The organism is Streptomyces rugosispiralis, from assembly GCF_024505145.1.
Taxonomy (GTDB): domain Bacteria; phylum Actinomycetota; class Actinomycetes; order Streptomycetales; family Streptomycetaceae; genus Streptomyces; species Streptomyces rugosispiralis.
On sequence record NZ_JANIAA010000002.1, the window covers coordinates 413,128 to 431,245 of the forward strand.

The 18,118-nt window shown below is 70.8% G+C and carries 18 protein-coding genes; 14 read left to right on the top strand and 4 right to left on the bottom strand.

Going from position 1 to position 18,118, the window contains the following annotated elements; all coding sequences use genetic code 11:
- Positions 1-18 precede the first annotated feature (18 nt).
- A complete protein-coding gene (locus tag NP777_RS05925) occupies positions 19-1,629 on the top strand; it encodes an amidase (RefSeq protein ID WP_256648971.1) in 1,611 nt (536 codons plus the stop codon).
- Positions 1,630-1,693: 64 nt separating this feature from the next.
- Here NP777_RS05925 and NP777_RS05930 read toward each other — a convergent pair whose 3' ends face one another.
- Positions 1,694-2,971: an MFS transporter gene (locus NP777_RS05930; protein WP_256648972.1), complete on the bottom strand. Its 1,278-nt coding sequence runs from the start codon at positions 2,969-2,971 to the stop codon at positions 1,694-1,696.
- Between the two features lie 135 nt (positions 2,972-3,106).
- On the opposite strand from NP777_RS05930, the gene NP777_RS05935 reads away from it, so the two are divergent.
- Positions 3,107-4,039 carry a LysR family transcriptional regulator gene (locus NP777_RS05935; RefSeq protein ID WP_256648973.1) on the top strand — a complete coding sequence of 311 codons (933 nt, stop codon included), beginning with the start codon at positions 3,107-3,109 and terminating at the stop codon, positions 4,037-4,039.
- Positions 4,040-4,093: 54 nt separating this feature from the next.
- Here the strand turns inward: NP777_RS05935 and NP777_RS05940 are convergent, their stop codons facing one another.
- Positions 4,094-4,963, bottom strand: coding sequence for a helix-turn-helix domain-containing protein (locus NP777_RS05940; protein ID WP_256648974.1), 870 nt, complete (start codon positions 4,961-4,963; stop codon positions 4,094-4,096).
- A gap of 142 nt (positions 4,964-5,105) precedes the next feature.
- Between NP777_RS05940 and NP777_RS05945 the strand changes: the two genes are divergently transcribed.
- On the top strand, positions 5,106-5,720 hold the full coding sequence (locus NP777_RS05945; RefSeq protein WP_256648975.1) for an NADPH-dependent FMN reductase: 615 nt from the start codon (positions 5,106-5,108) through the stop codon (positions 5,718-5,720).
- A gap of 19 nt (positions 5,721-5,739) precedes the next feature.
- Here NP777_RS05945 and NP777_RS05950 read toward each other — a convergent pair whose 3' ends face one another.
- Entirely contained in the window at positions 5,740-6,225 is a 486-nt protein-coding gene (locus NP777_RS05950; RefSeq protein ID WP_256648976.1) for a winged helix-turn-helix transcriptional regulator, read from the bottom strand.
- A 117-nt stretch (positions 6,226-6,342) separates the two neighbouring features.
- Here NP777_RS05950 and NP777_RS05955 point away from each other — a divergent pair, with 117 nt between their 5' ends.
- Complete coding sequence (locus NP777_RS05955) at positions 6,343-7,719, top strand: MFS transporter (RefSeq protein WP_256648977.1); 1,377 nt, start codon at positions 6,343-6,345, stop codon at positions 7,717-7,719.
- A gap of 10 nt (positions 7,720-7,729) precedes the next feature.
- Complete coding sequence (locus NP777_RS05960) at positions 7,730-8,242, top strand: HIT family protein (RefSeq protein WP_256648978.1); 513 nt, start codon at positions 7,730-7,732, stop codon at positions 8,240-8,242.
- A gap of 64 nt (positions 8,243-8,306) precedes the next feature.
- Here the strand turns inward: NP777_RS05960 and NP777_RS05965 are convergent, their stop codons facing one another.
- Complete coding sequence (locus NP777_RS05965; protein ID WP_256648979.1) at positions 8,307-9,020, bottom strand: FadR/GntR family transcriptional regulator; 714 nt, start codon at positions 9,018-9,020, stop codon at positions 8,307-8,309.
- Between the two features lie 485 nt (positions 9,021-9,505).
- Here NP777_RS05965 and NP777_RS05970 point away from each other — a divergent pair, with 485 nt between their 5' ends.
- From NP777_RS05970 to NP777_RS06010, 9 genes are all read left to right on the top strand, one after another.
- A complete protein-coding gene (locus NP777_RS05970; RefSeq protein WP_256648980.1) occupies positions 9,506-9,961 on the top strand; it encodes a hypothetical protein in 456 nt (151 codons plus the stop codon).
- Positions 9,962-9,963: 2 nt separating this feature from the next.
- Complete coding sequence (locus NP777_RS05975) at positions 9,964-10,680, top strand: SDR family oxidoreductase (RefSeq protein WP_256649097.1); 717 nt, start codon at positions 9,964-9,966, stop codon at positions 10,678-10,680.
- On the top strand, positions 10,680-11,168 hold the full coding sequence (locus NP777_RS05980) for a VOC family protein (protein ID WP_256648981.1): 489 nt from the start codon (positions 10,680-10,682) through the stop codon (positions 11,166-11,168). Before NP777_RS05975 ends, NP777_RS05980 begins: the two co-directional genes overlap by 1 nt.
- A 101-nt stretch (positions 11,169-11,269) precedes the next feature.
- Entirely contained in the window at positions 11,270-12,082 is an 813-nt protein-coding gene (locus NP777_RS05985; protein ID WP_256648982.1) for an SDR family NAD(P)-dependent oxidoreductase, read from the top strand.
- Positions 12,083-12,257: 175 nt separating this feature from the next.
- Positions 12,258-13,694 (top strand): sugar porter family MFS transporter, encoded by a 1,437-nt coding sequence (locus tag NP777_RS05990; protein ID WP_256648983.1) that lies wholly within the window; start codon positions 12,258-12,260, stop codon positions 13,692-13,694.
- 160 nt (positions 13,695-13,854) lie between these two features.
- Positions 13,855-15,015, top strand: a complete 1,161-nt coding sequence (locus NP777_RS05995; protein WP_256648984.1) for a M24 family metallopeptidase — start codon at positions 13,855-13,857, stop codon at positions 15,013-15,015.
- Positions 15,016-15,017: 2 nt separating this feature from the next.
- On the top strand, positions 15,018-16,445 hold the full coding sequence (locus tag NP777_RS06000) for a four-carbon acid sugar kinase family protein (protein WP_256648985.1): 1,428 nt from the start codon (positions 15,018-15,020) through the stop codon (positions 16,443-16,445).
- Positions 16,429-17,304, top strand: a complete 876-nt coding sequence (locus NP777_RS06005) for a class II fructose-bisphosphate aldolase (RefSeq protein ID WP_256648986.1) — start codon at positions 16,429-16,431, stop codon at positions 17,302-17,304. The genes NP777_RS06000 and NP777_RS06005 overlap by 17 nt, the downstream gene beginning before the upstream one ends.
- Positions 17,301-18,080, top strand: coding sequence for an HpcH/HpaI aldolase family protein (locus NP777_RS06010; protein WP_256648987.1), 780 nt, complete (start codon positions 17,301-17,303; stop codon positions 18,078-18,080). Before NP777_RS06005 ends, NP777_RS06010 begins: the two co-directional genes overlap by 4 nt.
- Positions 18,081-18,118 lie beyond the last annotated feature (38 nt).

Below are 18,118 nucleotides of genomic sequence, written 5' to 3' on the forward strand. Positions count from 1 at the left end.
CCTCTAGCGTGCCGACCTATGAACACGCCGTATCGAATCGACCGGATCGACACCACGCGCCGGAGCATGCTCGCGCTCGGCACCGCCGCGGCGGCCACGCCCTGGCTCGGTGCGGCCCCCGCCCAGGCCCGCCCGGCCACCGGAGGCCTGGACGAACTGGGCATCACCGAGCTTCGCGGGCGGATGGACGAGGGGCGGCTCGACGCGGAACGGCTGACCCGCTACTACCTGGAGCGGATCGAACGCATCGATCCGCTCCTGCACGCGGTGATCGAGGTCAACCCCGACGCGCTGCGGGAGGCCCGGCGTCTGGACGCCGGGCAACATCCCCGTGGGCCCCTCCACGGCATGCCCGTTCTGCTGAAGGACCTGGTGGAAACCGCGGACCGCATGCACACAACGGCCGGATCACTCGCCCTGGAGGGCCTCCGGCCGGCCAGGGACGCCACGGTCGCGGCCAGGTTACGCGCGGCCGGTGCCGTCATCCTCGGCAAGACCAACCTGAGCGAATGGGCCGGTGGGATGTCGCTCACCCACCACGCCGGCTGGAGCGCCCGCGGCGGGCAGACCCGGAACCCCTACAAGCTGGACCGGTCCCCGAACGAGTCCAGCTCAGGTACGGCGGCCGCCGCCGCGGCCAACCTGTGTGTCGCCGGGATCGGTACCGAGACCAACGGTTCGATCATCGACCCCGCCTCGGCGAACTGCGTCGTCGGGGTGAAGCCGACCGTTGGACTGGTCGGGCGCGGCGGAGTGATCCCCGGCGTGCCCAGCCAGGACAGCGTCGGCCCGATCGCGCGCACGGTCCGCGACGCCGCGATCCTGCTGGGCGTCCTCGTCGGCATCGACGACCGCGATCCGGCGACCGCGGCGAGCCGTGGCCACTTCCACCGTGACTACACCCGTTTCCTGGCCGCCGACGGACTGCGTGGTGCGCGGATCGGCATACCGCGAACCGGGTACTTCGGCTACAGCGACCACGCCGACGAGATCGCGGAGCGGGCGATCGCCACGCTGCGCGCCGCCGGCGCGACCGTGGTCGACCCGGCCGACATCCCGACGGCCGAGCGGCTCGAGGACCTCCCCAGCTCGAAGATCGTTCAGGTGTACGAGATCAAGCGGGCGCTGAACGCCTATCTGGCCGGCGCCCCCGGCGACCACCCGCGCGGCCTGGCGGAGCTGATCGCGTTCAATCGCGCACACGCCGACCGCGAACTCCGCTATGTGCGGCAGGACGGTCTGGAGGCCGTCCACCAACTGGACTTCACCGAGAGCGAGTACCGCGAGGCGCTGGCCACCAACCACCGGCTGTCGCGTGCCGAGGGCATCGACGCGGTGCTACGGCGCTTCCGCCTCGACGCGCTGGTGATGCCGACCACCGGACCGCCGGCCAAGATCGACCTGATCCGCGGCGACAGCTACGGCGGCGGCGCGTCCACGCCCGCCGCACTCGCCGGATACCCCGCGATCAGCGTCCCGGCAGGTTTCGCTTCCGGCTTGCCGGTCGGCCTGACGTTCATGGGCACGGCGTGGAGCGAACCGACCCTGCTCCGCCTTGCCTACGCCTACGAGCAGGCCGGCCGGGTCCGCGAAGCGCCGACATACCGCCCCGCCGACGTGGGCTTCTGACCCGCTGCGCGGTGTGCGGCACCTGGTCAGGCCGGGAAGTCGGTCGCCGGACCGTGCCTGTCCCTCAGCGGAACTCCGGGGGACAGGCGGTGTGAGCTCCCTCCGGGAGATGCGCCGTCGCGCGGCGGGGGAGCAGCAGTGCGGTCGCCAGCAGGAGCACGCCGGCCAGGGCGATGGCCGTACGTGGGCCGAGCAGACCGCCCAGCACGCCCCAGACGGCCGTCAGGAGCGCGGTCGAGGCCTTGGTCGTCACCGCCCAGGCGGACAGTGTGCGGGTGACCCGATCGGGCGCGGTGCGCTCGAGGCGGTAGGTGGCGTAGACGGGGTTGAAGACCCCGCAGCAGAAGATGAGCCCGAGTTCGACGCCCATCACCAGCAGCAGTCCGCCGGTCCCCGGTCCCACGAAGGCCAGGCCGACGGGCCAGATCGCGCGCAGCGCCCCGACCGCGGCCAGGACCGGGTGCCGGCCGAACCGGGTGACGAGCGGTCGGGCCAGCCACGAACCGAGCAGCCCGCCGATCGAGGGCGCGGCGAAGGCGAGGCCGTACTGCCACGGCGCGAACCCGAGGTGGCCGAGCATCAGGACGGCCAGCAGCGGCTGGGCGGCCATCACCAGGCCGTTGAACAGGGCGGTGTTGAAGAACAGCGGACGCAGCGTCGCGTCGGCGAGGATGTAGCGCCAACCGTCGAGCAGGTCCCTGGTCCGCATGCGCGGGGCCTCCCGGCGCTCCGGGCGCGGCTCGTGCCCGCCGATCGCGCGGATGCCCAGGGCCGAGAGCAGATAGCTGACCGCGTCGGCCACCACCGTCGCCACCGGACCGAGGAGTCCGATCGCGGCGCCGCCCAGCGGCGGTCCGATGATCGTGGTCGTCCAGGCCGTGGACTCGAACCGGGCGTTGGCGACGAGCAGGTCCTCGGCCGGCAGCAGCGTCTTCAGGTACGCGCCGGAGGCGGCGCGGAAGGTGATGTCGGCCGCCGCGACGACGACCGAGACCAGCAGAAGCTGGAGGAAGGTGAGCGCGCCGAGCGCGAACGCGGCGGGGATCGTCAGCAGTGCCGCGCACCGCACCAGGTCCGTCGCGATCAGCACCGGCCGCTTGCGGCGGAACTCCACCCACGGGCCGAGCGGCACCGCCGCGGCCGCGCCCACCGCGGCCCCGACGGAGGAGAGCGCGGCGACCTCGGCGGGTCCCGCGTGCAGCACCCGGATGGCGATCAGCGGGAACGCGCCGAAGGCGAGCCAGGTGCCGAGCGCGCTGGTCCCGTACGCCGTCCAGAGCCACCCGAACCGCCGCCCCAGCCGATGTCCGAGCAGATGTCCCGGCCAGTGCCCGCTCCGCATACCCCGTCGCCCCTCGCCACTCATTCGCACAACCGATCCGCGATCGGAAGCATCAAAGCGAGCACCGCATCCAGGGATCAAACAACCGCAGGGCCGCCTTGCCACAACCAACGGTTGTGTCCATAGGGTGTCGGCATGGACCTCGACACCGTCCGGACCTTCGTCGCCGCCGCCGAGGCGGGGCAGTTCCAGGAGGCCGCCGCCGAGCTGGCGGTCACCCAGCAGGCCGTTTCCAAGCGCATCGCCGCGCTGGAGCGCGACCTCGGCGTGCGGCTCTTCAACCGCACTCCGCGCGGCGCCGAGCTCACCATCGACGGGCAGGCGTTCCTGCCCCACGCGCGCGAGCTGCTGCGGGTCGCCGAGCGCGCGGTCTCGTCCGTGCGCACCGGCCGCCGTCCGCTGCGCGTCGACGTGCTCGCCTCGCGCTCCGCGCCGTCGGGCCTGATGCGCGGCTTCCATCGCGCGCACCCGGAGATCGAGCTCGACGTGGTGTGGCTGTTCGACGTCGAGACGGCCGTCGCCGCCGTCCGGTCCGGTGAGATCGACGCCTCCTTCCGAGCCGTCGCCATGCCCGGTCGGCCCCTTCCCGAGGACATCGAGTCCGTCCGGGTGCTCGACGAACCGCTCCAGCTCCTCACCGGCCCCGCCCACGTCTTGGCGGGCGCCCGGTCGGTGCCCCTCGCCCAGCTCGCCGGGCACCGGATCTGGATGCCCGGCATCGTCCCCGGTACCGAATGGGCCGCCTACTACGACGACCTCGTCGCCGAGTTCGGCCTCACCATCGAGGCGACCGGCCCCAACTTCGGCTCCGACGCGCTCCTGGACACCGTCGCCGACACCCCGGCCCTGGCCACCTTCATGAGCGAGCAGACCCGCCTCGTGTGGCCCGCCGGCCACGGTCTGCGCCGCATCCCGGTGACCGACCCGACGCCCGTCTACCCGCACTCGCTCCTCTGGCACCGCGACAACCCCCACCCGGCGCTGGCCACCCTCCGCGCCCACCTCGCCACCACGGCGGACGGCCACGACGCCGCCGGGACCTGGACGCCGGGCTGGGTGATTCGCTGAACACCGCCACGTCTTCGCTCACCGTGGCCGGACCGGCGGCCGTCCCGGGCGGTCTCAGCCGGACACCGCGCGCAGCGCCCCGGACCGGCGGCCCGTCAGCCGGTCCAGCGCGGCGGCGGAGGCGTCGTCGGCGGGGATGTGCACCACCAGGCGCTGATCGTCGTCGGCGGGCAGCTCCAGCGTCTCGTACGCCAGGCGGAGTTCCCCCTCCTCGGGATGGACGAGACGCAGGACGCCGTTCGCCCTCGGCAGACCGGGCAGGGTCGTCACCCGCTCGGCGAAGTCCGGACCGGCGGTCACGGTCAGCTCGTCGGCGACCGCCGCGATATGGGGGTCCGCGCGGAACGGCCCCTGCTTGAGCGCGGCCACCTGGTCATCGGCGACCCGGTCCCAGTCGGGGTAGGCGGTGCGTGCCCGCGCGTCGGTGAAGACGTAGCGGACGAGGCTGGGCGGGCCGCCGTCCGCGCCGTGGGCATCGAGGAGCCCCAGCGGCCGGGTGAGCCGTTCGTACGCCTCCGTCCAGGCCAGGAGCTCGCCCAGGCCATTGCGCAGAACGGCCGGGGCGGGCTCGAGCTGGTCCAGCAGCGCCCGCACGGTGGGCCGCACCGTACGGCCGGGCACCGCCCCGCCCCGGCAGGTGAACCCGCCCTCGGCGCCCTTGGAGAGCCGGTGCAGATGGACCCGCTCGCTCGCGGTCAGCCGCAGCGCGTCGGCGAGCGCGGAGAGCACGGGCGCGGACGGTCTGCGGTCGCGCCCCTGCTCCAGCCGGGTCACATACTCCACGCTGACCCCGGCGAGCGTGGCCAGCTCGGCCCGGCGCAGCCCCGGCGTCCGGCGGCGCGGCCCGGTGGGCAGCCCCACGTCGGCGGGGGCCACGGCCTCGCGGCGGTCGCGGAGGAACAGCCCCAGCTCGTTGTCGCTCACCTGGTGAACGTAACAGCCGCACCGGTGCGGATCGTGGCCGTGTCCCTACCAGTCTCGGCCCGGCCTTCCTGGCACCCGGCGGCCCCGGCAGATTCGAAGGCGATCCAACGGACCCCAGCACAGGGAAAGGTGCTGAAAAACCATGCCCACGGAGCCCCAGAACGGTGCACCCCTCAACCTCGCGGTGATCATCGGCAGTGTCCGGGAGGGCCGCTTCGGCCCGGTGGTCGCGAAGTGGTTCGCGGAACGGGCCGAGGAGTACGGCCGCTTCACGGTGCACCTCGTCGATCTCGCCGACACCGCCCTGCCCCTGGCCCTCCCGGCGGTGCCGCCCGCCCTCGAACCCCGTATGGCCCGCCCAGCCGGGATGGCGGACCTCACCCGGCGGCTCGAGCAGGCCGACGCGGTGGTCGTGGTGACGCCCGACTACAACCGCAGCTTCCCCGCCTCCCTGAAGGCCGCGATCGACTGGCACTACACGGAGTGGGCGGCCAAGCCGATCGGTTTCGTCGGCTACAGCGGAGCCAGCGGCGGCCTGCTCGCCATCGAGCAGCTCCGCCAGGTCTTCGCCGAACTCCAGGCCCACACGGTGCGCAATGTCGTGACGTTCCCCCGCTACTACGAGCTCTTCGGCCCGGAGGGCGAGCTACGGGACCCGGAGGGCCCGAACGGCGCCGCGAAGGCGATGCTCGACGAGCTGCTGTGGTGGGGCGAACTCCTCCATGAGGCACGTCGCACCCGGACCGAGACCGCCTGAGCGGCCGCCCGCGCCGAGCTCAACCGTCCAGCCGCCTGACCATGTCCTCGATCACGCCCTCTGGCACCTTCTCCACGACCGTCTCCTCCGGCCGCACCGGGCGGCCGTCCGCCGCCTGAATCCGCAACGGGCGCAACGGGCGGCCGGTCCGGCGGTCCAGCAGGCGGGAGTGGTCCTCGCCGGGGGTGAAGCACTGCTCCTCGCCCCACTGGCGCAGGGCCACGATCACCGGGAACAGGGCGCGGCCCTTGTCCGTGAGGAGGTACTCGCGGTGGGACCCGCCGCCCGGCGCGGGCTCGCCGCGCAGTACTCCGGCCTCCTCCAGTGCGCGCAGCCGCGCCGACAGGATGTTCTTGGCGATGCCGAGGCTGCGGTGGAAATCGCCGAAGCGGCGGCTGCCGTCGAAGGCGTCCCGCACGATCAGCAGCGACCACCAGTCGCCGATGGCGTTCACCGTCCGGGCGACGGGACAGGGGTCGGCGTCGAAACGGGTGCGGGCGACCATCCGTGGCTCCTCTCCTCCAGCTTCCCGGACCCCGTCCGGGAATGGTTGCAACATGCTACCTCGCATGGCTACTGTCACGCAGGTAGCAAGATGCAACCGAGCGGAAGGTGTGCCGGTATGGCGATCGAGTGCTCTGATACGGGCGGCGGGAGCGGCCGGAGCGGCCGGAGCGGCGGGACGGGCGGCCGCCAGGCGTCTGACACGGCGTCGGTGACGGTGTCGGGCGCATCGCCGCCCGCCAGGCTCGTGCCCCTGCTCGCCCTCGCCTGCGGCAGCTCCGTCGCCACCGTCTACTTCGCCCAGCCCCTGCTGGTGACCCTCGGCGAGCGGTTCGCGCTCGGCTCAGGGCTGCTCGGTGTGATCGTCACCGTGACCCAACTCGGGTATGCCGTGGGCCTGTTGGCGCTGGTGCCGCTCGGCGACCTGCTCGACCGCCGGCGGCTGGTCACCGGTCAGCTCGGGCTGCTGGCACTGGCACTGCTGGCCGCCGGGCTGGCGCCGGGCGTGGCGGCGCTGCTCGGCGCGCTCGCCGTGGTCGGGCTGCTCGCCGTCGTCGCCCAGACGATGGTCGCGGCGGCCGCCGCTCTGGCCCCGCCCGCCCGGCGCGGCCGCGCGGTGGGCACGGTCACCGGCGGTATCGTCACCGGGATCCTGCTGGCCCGTGCCGCCGCCGGTGTCCTCGCCGACCTCGCCGGCTGGCGGGCGGTCTACCTGGCGTCTGCGGGCGTCACCGCCGTCCTCGCCCTGCTGCTGCGTCGTGTCCTGCCTCCGGGCGCGCCGTCCGCCGGGGTGCGCGAGGCGTCGTACGGACGGCTGGTGGCCTCGACCGTCGCCCTGTTCGTCCGCCATCCGCTGCTGCGGATCCGGGGCGCGCTGGCCCTGCTGGTGTTCGCGGCCTTCAGCACGCTGTGGAGTGGCGTGGCGCAGCCCCTGAGCGGTCCGCCATGGTCCCTGTCGCACACCGCGATCGGAGCGTTCGGGCTCGCCGGGGCGGCCGGGGCTGTCGCCGCCGGAGTGGCCGGGCGCTGGAACGACCGGGGGTTCGCCCAGCGCACGCCCGGCGCCGGCCTCGCCCTGCTGGCGCTCTCCTGGCTCCCGATCGCCCTGACCCGGCAATCGCTGTGGGCGCTGGCGGTCGGCGCCGTCCTGCTGGACTTCGCCGTGCAGGCCGTTCACGTCACCAACCAGACCCTGATCCACGCCGTCCGGCCCGACGCGGGCAGCAGGATCATCGGCGGCTACATGGTCTTCTACTCGGCGGGCAGCAGCCTCGGCGCCCTCGGCTCCTCCCTCGCCTACGCGGCGGCGGGCTGGCCGGCCGTGACAGCTCTCGGCGCGTCTTTCAGCCTCGCCGCCCTGCTCCTGTGGGCAACGACCCGCCGTACGGGGCTGCCCGGCGACAACCCGGCAGTTGAGCGGCCGCGCTCGGCTTCGCGGCGGGGTGGCTCCGGCACACTGAAGGACCCCGATGGGAGGAGTGCGGGTGTCAACTGACCGACGGAATATGGGCCTTGAGGCATACACGGCTCGCACGCGGAGCGGACCGTGCTTCGTCTGCTCGTTCCTGGCCGGGCATCCGGACTACGCCCACGAGACGGTCTATGAGGATCAGGACCACGTGGCATTCCTGGATCGGTGGCCCACCGTGCGGGGAAAGGTGCTGGTCGCACCGAAAGCGCATGTCGAACACGTTGTCCGCGACCTGGACGAAGCGGCCTATCTCCGGCTCATGCGGGTCGTCCGCGAGGTCGCCCTGGCCGTCGAGGACGTCTGCGGACCCGAGCGGACGTATCTGTACTCCCTCGGCAGCCGGCAGGGCAATGCGCATCTCCACTGGCACATCGCCGCGCTGCCGGCGGGTGTCCCCTATGAACAGCAGCAGTTCCACGCTCTGATGGCTGAGAACGGGGTCCTGTCCGTGCCGCCGGAGGAGTCCGCCGATATGGCCGCACGCCTGCGCGCGGCCGTTGCCGCCCGGGGATTCCCTCGTATGCCGCAGGAGCCCCGGGGCCTGTGACCATGCTGGTCCAGACAGGATGGAGGCGGGCATCGGGGGGCCCGGTCCTACGGCTGGGCCACGGTCAGGCGTTGTGCGGCATGCTCGCCTTCAGCCGCCGCTCGGCCCGCTCCATGTGCGCTTCCATCGCGGCCCGAGCGGCCTTGGCGTCGCCCTTCTCCACGGCGGCGAGAATCGGCTCATGCATGGCCAGCGACGACTCGGTCTCCCCGGCCCTGTGAATCACCCGGGACGCCCACGCCTGCAATAGCGAACGCACGTTGATGAGCATGTTGCCGAGAACGCTGTTGCCACTCGCCTCGGCAAGCAGCAGATGGAATTCGATGTCGGCCTGTACGTACGCGTCGAAGTCGTTCCCCGCCGCCCGCATCCGCTCCGTGATCTCCCGCAGACGTTCCAGCTGTTCCGGTGAGCGCCTCTGCGCCGCCCACCCGGCCAGCTGCACCTCGAGGTACCAGCGCGCCTCGAGCAGGTCTTCCAGTCGCTGCTCGCCGAGGAGCAGTCCCCACTCGATGACCTGCGGGAGCAGGTCCGAGCTGGACCGGCTCAGGTAGGTGCCGTCACCGACCCGCTGCTCCAGTAGGCCCAGCAGACTCAGCGATTTGATCGCCTCGCGGAGGGTGGAGCGGCCGACGTCCAGCGCCTCGGCCAGCGCCCGCTCGGACGGGATGCGCTGCCCCGGCGTCAGGTCGCCGGACAGCAGGTACTGGAGGAGCCTGCGGGTGATCTCGACACCGGGCGTCTCGCGCTTCACGGCCAGAGGTGGCGGTACGGCCACGGGTCATCCCCCTCAGCAATGGTGGACCGGTATACCAATCATAGAGCATGCGTGGGCCGCCGCCGGGCGGCAGTACCGTGAATACCAGAAGCCGGATGGGTCGATGCCGCCCCCGGGGAAACCGCGTGGTTTGCCGGGCGCCGCGGCCTCGCCCGCATACGCCGGCGCCCATCCGCAACGGCGCGATTCTCACGCAGTGTGACGGGCTTTTCCTTCGGCGGAGCCCCCGCGGGGTCGTCCGCCGCGCATCCGGACGCTCTCGCCGGCTCGGCCGCGCGAAGGAAAGGCCGACCAATTTCACGCCAATGGTTGACCGGTCGACCAAGGCGGCCGTACGTTGCATACGCGTTAACGGTCTTCGACTGGAGGTGGGCCCTCCGTGGTAGAAGGCCTGGCCAGGAGCTTGCGAACCTCGGTGATCGCAAGACGGGCCGCCCCGGTGATCGGCTCCAGAAGCCGGTGAATTTCGACGGAAGGAGGGCGTGATGAGTCCTGTGCGCTCTGATGCGCAACTGAGTGGCAACGTCATCAGGATCGGCCCCGTGGACGGCGTCGTGGATGCCCCGGAGCCGCTGTGTGTGGTGGCGCTCGGCTACGGTGAAGTGGAAGATTCCTTCCATGTATGGGTGACTGAGACAAATGTGGAGCTTTTTGAGCGTCTGCGGGAGTTGGCGACAGGCGCGCCCCGGGAAGAGAAGAGGCTGATCGCCGTTCTCGTGACGGAGCCTCCCGGCGGCAGGGCCAACCCCGATGCGGTCGCGGCCGTGGAGTCCGTCCGTGGTGCTGTCCTCTCTCTCGCGGTGGAGCTGGGCCCGGCCGTTCGCCTCAACATCGTGGTCGCCAGGCAGGCCGCGGACGCGGCTCAGGTCCTGCGGTACCTCGCGAGCCCGGACGCCGACTACGTCACCGGCTCCACCTTCGATCTCAGGGAGACAGCGTGAGCATGCTCATCACGGGTGCGGGCGGTGGCATCGGCCGCGCCATCGTCGAGCTCGCCGTCGAGCGCGGCCACAGCGTGATCGCTCACGATCTCAAACCCGGGTCCCTTGCCGACCTGCGGGGCGTTGAGACGATCACCGGCGACCTGACCAGCAAGGACCACCTCCGTCTGCTCGGCCGGCGGGTCGCGGACGAGCCGTTGGAGGCGGTGGTGGCCTCACACGGAATCGCGGGCGCCGTCGCCCTGGCAGACGTCGACGAGCGACGCTCGCGAGCCATCCTGACGATCAACGCCTCCACCGTTCCCGCCCTTTTCGAAGCGGTGAGGGAACCCCTGACGCGCTCGCACGGCACCTATGTCGCCGTCTCCTCACAGGCTTCCCTGCGCGCGGAGCGGGAGAACGCGGTCTACTGCGCCTCCAAGTGGGCGGTCACCGGCTGGGTGCGGGCCATGGCCGCCGGCCAGGCCGAGGGGCCAACTGTGCGTGCCCTGTGTCCCGGACGCACCGAGACACCGCTTTTCGTGGCCGCGACCGAGGCGATCGCGGCCGCCCAGGGCCAGACGGTTGAGGCATACAACAAGGACATCCATGACCTGATCCCGTTGCGGAGGTTCGCGACTACACGCGAGACCGCGTCGTTGGCGCTCTATCTCGCCACGCAGCCCCGGGGCGCCGCGCCCACGGTGGTGGCCAACAGCGGTGGAGAGGTGCCGTTCTGATGCCGGAAGTCAGCAGCGTCATTGGTCACATCGGCCTGTGCGTGCCGCGGATCGAAGAAGCGATCGACTGGTACGGCAAGGCCCTGGGGCTGCAAGTGATCTCCGGGCCGTTCGAGATCAACGCGGACGAGGACGCCGCGGCCTGCGATGTCTTCGGTCCCGAATTCCGCAGCGTGCGCCAGGCACACCTGGTCGGTGCGAACGGTGTGGGCCTGGAACTGTTCGAGTTCATCACGCCGGAGGTGGACACCAGCGTTCCCGCCTCCTACTGGCGAGCCGGCTACTCGCACCTGTGCTTCGTCGTTCCGGACATCGAAGCCGCCGAAGAGCGCATCCGCTCGCTGGGCGGGCGCATCCGTACCAGCCGGATCTGGCCGCTGTTCCGCGACCAGCCCTACCGCTTCCTCCACTTCGAGGACCCCTTCGGCAACCTGCTGGAACTGCACTCCCACGGTTACGAGCGCACGTTCTCCAACCAGCGGGCGTAACCCTCCGCGGTGCACCGACCTCAGTATGCGGCCCGTTCCGCCTTGTGCCGGCGCAGTCGCCCCCGGCCAGTGGCCCCGCATTTCCACAAGGAGCAGCTCCAATGACCACTCAGGATGACGTCTACACCGGTCTGGGCGGGAAGACGGTCCTCGACCGCTTCCGTCTCGACGGCAAATCGGCACTGATCACCGGGGGAGGAGCCGGAATCGGCAGGGCCTTCGCCCACGCGCTCGGCGAAGCCGGTGCCAGTGTCGCCGTGATCGACCTGGACGGCGACCGTGCGGAGGCCGTCGCTCAGGAACTTGCCGACAAGAACATCGAAGCGATCTCGCTCCAGGCGGACGTTTCCGACGAAGCCGCGATCGAGCGCTTCGTCGCCGACACCGTGTCCGCCTTCGGTGGACTGGACATCGCCATCAACAACGCGGGCATCAACCCCAACGCCGCGGCCGAGGACATCACGGCCGACGACTGGGACCGGACCTTCGCCCTCAATACCCGTGCCGCCTTCCTCGCTTGCCGGCACGAGGCACGGGTCATGTTTCCGCGCGGCTACGGAAAGATCATCAATACCGCCTCGATGGCGTCGCTGATCGTTCCCCACCCGCAGAAGCAGGCCGCCTACAACGCGTCCAAGGGGGCGGTCGTCACCCTGACCCGCAGCCTGGCCGCCGAATGGGCCGACCGCGGCATCCGCGTCAACTGCATGTCTCCAGGCATCATCCGCACCGCGCTCATCGAGGAGTCCGAGGCCCTGGCCCCGCTGGTGGAGCGGTGGCTGACCGATATCCCCGCGGGACGCCTGGGTGAACTCACCGATCTGCAGGGCGGGATCGTCTACCTGGCCAGCGCCGCGTCGGACTACATGACCGGACACAACCTCGTGATCGAGGGCGGCCAGACCCTCTGGTGACCTCTCCCTCGGTGCCGTCGGCCCCGCGGCCGCTGGAGGGCCGTCGGCACCGAGGCCGGAACGCCAGCACGCCGCGCATGAACGCATCACGGAACGAACGCGCGCGGCGCACCAGCACCGAGCCAGCACAGCACCCCGCGCCCCGAGCGGGACACCGACGAGAGGCAACGACGCCATGATGCCGGAGACCGAACCCACCAGACATGCCCGGACCATACCGCCACCGCCACCAGGCGCGCTGTCCGGCAGGACCGCGAAACCGGAGCGGTCCGTCCGTGTCATCACGACCATCGCCACCCTCGGCGCCCTGCTTTTCGGCTACGACACGGGTGTCATCTCCGGGGCGTTGCCCTTCATGCGGGACCCGGCCGAGGAGGGTGGTCTCGGGCTCACGGCCACCACCGAAGGCGTCGTCGCCTCCTCTCTCGTCTTCGGTGCGGCTTTCGGGGCGCTTCTGGGCGGGCGGCTGGCCGACCGCTTCGGCCGCAGGCGCGCCATCCTCAGTTTCGCCGTCGTGTTCTTCGGCGGCGCCCTCGGAACGGCGCTGTCGCCGGACGCCACCAGCATGGTCGTCTTCCGCGCCATCCTCGGGCTGGCCGTCGGTGGGGCCTCCGCCACCGTGCCGATGTTCATCGCGGAACTGTCTCCCGCACATCGGCGAGGCCGGCTCGTCTCCCAGAACGAGCTGATGATCGTCACCGGCCAGCTGATCGCCTACACCAGCAACGCCCTGATCGCGAACTTCTCCGACAACGAACACGCCTGGCGCTACATGCTCGGCCTCGCCACGATCCCGGCGGTGCTGTTGTGGTTCGGGATGCTGTTCATGCCCGAATCACCTCGCTGGTTCGCCGCCAAGGGGCGGCTGGGTGAGGCTCTGTCCGTACTGCGCCGCATCCGGGAGCACGACGCGGCGCAGGCGGAGCTCAACGAGATCGTCGAACGTGCGGAGGAGCCGGACGCCGGTGAGATGCGCCTGCCGTGGGTACGACGGCTGCTCATGATCGGAATCGTGCTCAACGTGGGGATGCAGCTCACCGGCGTCAACGCGATGGTGTACCTGGCACCCACCCTGCTGGAGTCGATCGGGTTCGGCACCAAGGCAGCGCTCACCACCACCATCGCTAACGGCGTTGTGGCCGTCGTCGCGGTGTCCTGCGGAATCTACGTCTACGGCCGGGTCAACCGGCGTCCTGTGATCATCACGGGGCAGACGGGAGTCACCGTGGCCCTCGCCGTGCTCGGCGGCGCCTTCCTCCTCCCGGAGTCCACCGGGCGCAACTACCTGATCATCGCGGCCATGCTGGCGTTCCTCTTCTTCTTCCAAGGAGCGATCGGAACCGGCTACTGGCTGGTGACTTCGGAGATCTTCCCCCTGCGTTTCCGTGGCCGAGCCATCGGCATCGCGGTCTTCGCCCAGTGGATCGCGGGCGGCGTGGTGACCCTGGTGGTTCCGCCGGTCATCGAGGCCGTGGGCGGGGGGACGACCTTCCTGGTCTTCGCCGTGATCAACCTCGGCACCTTGATATTCCTGGTCAAGCTCCTGCCGGAGACCCGAGGCCACACGCTTGAGTCCCTGGAACGGCGCTTCCGGAGCTACGCCCGGGGCTGAGGGCGGCAGACTCCCGGCATCCGGCCACCCGCCACCACCTGTCGGCGACGTCTTCTCCGGCAACGGCCGCCCTAAATGGTTGACCGGTCGACCAATGAAAATTAAGCTCGCGACGCGGGCCCAATCCGGACATCCGAAGCACTGAGCAGGAGAACCCCATATGAACGTGCCCTTTGACCACACCCGCTTCGACCGGCTCATGGACGAGGCCGGAGTGGATGCGGTCGTCGCGACCACACGCTTCAACGTCCAGTACATGCTGGGCGGGTATCGCTACTTCTTCTTCGCGAACATGGACGCCATCGGCCTCTCGCGCTACCTGCCCGCGCTCACCTACCGCAAGGGCAAGCCGCAGGAGTCCTTCTATGTCGGCTGCGGCAATGAGGCCTGGGGCAGTGATGTGTTCCCCTTCTGGGTGCCCGACGTGCAGCACGTGTCATGGTCGAGCGCCGACACCGCCCGCGCTGTCGCCGCGGGTCTGCGCCGGCGCGGTCTGGACGGGGCGACCGTCGCCGTCGAGAAGGCGTTCCTGCCGGCCGACGCCTGGGACATCCTGCGCGCCGAACTGCCCGGGGTGCGCTTCGTCGAGGCGCAGAAGCTGCTGGAGGCCATGCGCGCCATCAAGTCGGCCGAGGAACTGGCCCTGGTGCGCAAGGCGTCCAACGGCATCATCGACTCGATGCTCGCGACCTTCGAGGTGTCGCGACCCGGGATGAGCAAGCGGGACATCGTGGAGCGGTTCCGGCTCGAGCAGACCAAGCGCGGGATGGTGTTCGACTACTGTCTCGTCTCCACCGGTCAGGAGCTCAACCGGGCCCCGTCGGACCGGATCTGGCGGGAAGGGGAAGTTCTCTCCCTCGACTCCGGTGGCATGTACGAGGGCTACATCGGCGACCTGGCCCGCATGGCCGTGGCAGGCGAGCCGACGGCGCTGATGACCGACCTCCTCGCCGAGATCGAGTCGGTGCAGCAGGCGGCCCGCACCGCCGTGGGGCCCGGTAAGCGTGGCGGCGACATCTTCGCCGTGGCCGAGAACGCCCTCGCCGCGTGCGCGCACAAGGACCAGATGTTCTTCGTGGCCCATGGCATGGGGCTCATCACCCACGAGGTGCCGCGCCTGACCGGCACCGGGCCCGTTCCCTACCCCGCCGATCACGCCGACGCCCCCTTGGAGCCCGGCCTCGTCCTGTCGATCGAGACCTGGGTGGAGAACCCCGAGGCCGGCTTCGTCAAGCTCGAGGACACCCTCATCGTGACCGAGCAGGGCTGGGAGGCCCCCGGCGACACCGGGCGCGGCTGGAACCGGCCCAAGGGCCTGTGACCATGGTGGACGAGAACCTTCGTCCGGCGTCCGACCCGCTGTCCCGGATCCGCGACCACAACCAGCACTCCGCCGCCTGGTTCGTGATCCTCGACGACGACCCCACCGGCGCCCAGGCCGTGCACGGAGTCACCGTCCTGATCGAGCCCGGCGTCGAGGAACTCCGCCGCTCCGCCGACCGACGCGAACCGACGTTCGTGTGGACCAACAGCCGCAGCCTTTCAGGGCCCGACGCCCAGGCGGTGAACCGGGAGATCGCGCGGACCGCGTTCAAGGCCGCACAGCGGGCCGGTGTGCGCCCCGTCTTCGTCAGCCGCAGCGACTCCACCCTGCGCGGCCACTTCGCGGCCGAGCTCAGCGCGCTGCGCGCCGTATGTGCCGAGGCCGGTCGGCCCGTGGACACGGTGGTCTTCGTCCCCGCGTTCGTGGAGGCGGGCAGGGTGACCGAGGACGACGTCCAGTGGGTGCTGCGGGACGGCGACTTCGTACCGGCCGCGCAGACGGAGTTCGCCGGCGACGCCACCTTCGGATACCGCGAGCGGGACCTGCGCAGTTGGGTCGCGGCACGCCTGGGGGAAGGTGCGGCGGCGGTGAAGTCGGTGTCGCTGGAGGCGCTGCGCGGCGACGGCGGTCGCGAGGCCGCGCAGGTGATCATGTCGGCGGGTGACGGCGCCGTCGTCATCGGCAACGCACGCACCGCATCCGATCTGGAGGCGCTCGCCCTGGCCTGCCAGACGGCGGAGCGGGCGGGGAGACGCATCCTCTACCGCACCGGACCGTCGTTCGTGCGCGCCCTGATCGGGCAGCCGCCGGGCACGCCGTTCGCCGAAACCGGGATGCCGGACCCGGGTTCCGCCGTCCAGGAAGGTGGGTTCGGTCTGACGGTGGTCGGCTCTCACACCGCGCTCACCAGCAGTCAGCTCGAGGTCGCCGTGCGACGTCACGGCCTGGCCGCCGTAGAGCTCGATGTCGACACACTCCTCGCCTCCGGGGACCGAGCCGAGAAGGTCGTCGCGGACTGTGCCGCCGCACTGGAACAGAGCCTGCGCCACGCCCATTCCGTCCTCGTGACCTCGCGGACCGTGCGCACCGTGGCCGATGACCGAGAGCGCAGCCTCGCGGTCGCCCGGCGGGTGTCCGACGCCGTGTGCTCGATCGTCGCGCGGCTGCCCGCCGATCTGCCGTTGCGCCATGTCGTCGCGAAGGGCGGCATCACCTCGCACGAGGTGGCCGTCCGAGGTTTGGGAATGCGGCAGGCGCGGGTGATGGGCCAGATGTTCACCGGTCAGGTCTCCGTGCTCCGACTGGGTGCGGACACGGCACGTCCCGGTCTGCCCTATGTCGTCTTCCCCGGCAATGTCGGCGACACGAACACGCTCGCCGACGTGCTGTCCCTTCTGGAAGGAGATCAAGGTGCTGTCGCTCGGTAGCGACGTGCTCGCCCAGGCTCATGCGAACGGTTGGGCACTCGGTGCGTTCAGCGTCTACAACATCGAGCTGGCCCAGGCGGTGCTCGATGCCGCGGCCGCTCGGCAGGTGCCGGTCCTGCTCCAGGCGGGCAGCTCATCCTTCGGCTATGCCGGCGAGGAGGTGCTCGCGAAGGTGGTGCTCACGCTGGCCGAGCAGGCTCCGGGGCAGATCGGCGTACACCTGGACCACTGCCGGGACCTGGAGGAGATCCGGCGCTGCCTGGACAGGGGCTACACCTCCGTCATGATTGACGGCTCTCATCTCGACCTGGCCGCCAATATCGAGCTGACGTCACGCGCGGTGAAACTGGCCGCTCCCTACGGGGCCTGGGTGGAGGCCGAACTCGGCGAGGTGGCGGGCGATGAGGACTCCTCGACGCAGGCCCGAGCAGCAGGCGGCACCGACCCGGAAACGGCCGGCCGCTTCGTCCAGGAGACCGGGGTGGACGCACTGGCCGTCGCCATCGGCAATGTGCACGGGATGACCTCCCGGCCGGTGACACTCGACCTCGTCCGGCTCCGGGACATCCAACGGCACTGCCCCGTCCCGCTCGTTCTGCACGGCGCCTCGGGCATCCCGGAGGACCAGGTGGCCGCCGCCATCGGTCTGGGGATCGCCAAGGTCAATGTGAACGCCGAGGTACGAGGCGCCTATATCCGCGCTCTCAACACCTGCGAGGTCACCGGTGACGGGCTGGCGGCCTTCACCAGGTTCGGCATCGCCGCCGCCACCCGGGTGGTCGACGAGAAGCTCGGACTCTTCACCGCAACCGTCGCGGGGGACGGCCGACGAACCCACTCGGAGGGCGAGCAGACATGACCGTGACCGAACTCCCCCTCGCTTCGCGCATCGCCGCGGACACCGCCGTGTCCGGACTGATCGTGAAGATGCCCTGCGCACCGGTGGTCGAACTGGCCGGTCACCTGGGGTTCGACTTCGTCCTCATCGATACCGAACACGGCCCCGCCGACAGTGCGGAGCTGGAACACCACCTACGGGCGGCGGACGCCGCCGGCATCGCCGCGCTGGTCCGCGTCGGAAGCAACGACCCGCTTGCGGTTCTGCGCACACTGGACGCCGGAGCGACCGGAGTGGTCGTGCCGCACATCTCGACGCGGGCCGAAGCGCGTGCCGCCGTCTCCGCCGCTCACTATCCGCCCCATGGATCGCGCGGGCTGGCGCTCAGTACCCGGGCCGGCCGCTCGGGCACGATCCCCATGCGGCGGCATCTGGCCGACGCGGCTGCCAGGACCGTGGTCGTCGCACAGGCCGAGGACGTCGAAGCCGTCGACAACATCGGTGCCATCGTGGAAACCGACGGTCTGAACGCTGTCTGGATCGGACCGAGCGACCTGTCCATGTCGCTCGGCAGGCCGGGCGAGCTGAACCATCCCGAGGTGTCCGCCTCCATCGACAAGATCGTCGAGAGCGTCCTGTCGGCACCCGCATGCCGTCTCGCGGTGCTGGTCGACACCGTGGAGGACGCGGTCCAGTGGCGTGCCCGCGGGGCTTCCATGCTGCTGTTCAACCACACCACGATCCTGCACAAGGGTATGAGCGGCATCGTGGAAGGGTTCCGTCAGTTGCGGGACTGATCCTGAGCCCGGGGAGCGGAGGGGACCGGCGATCTCGT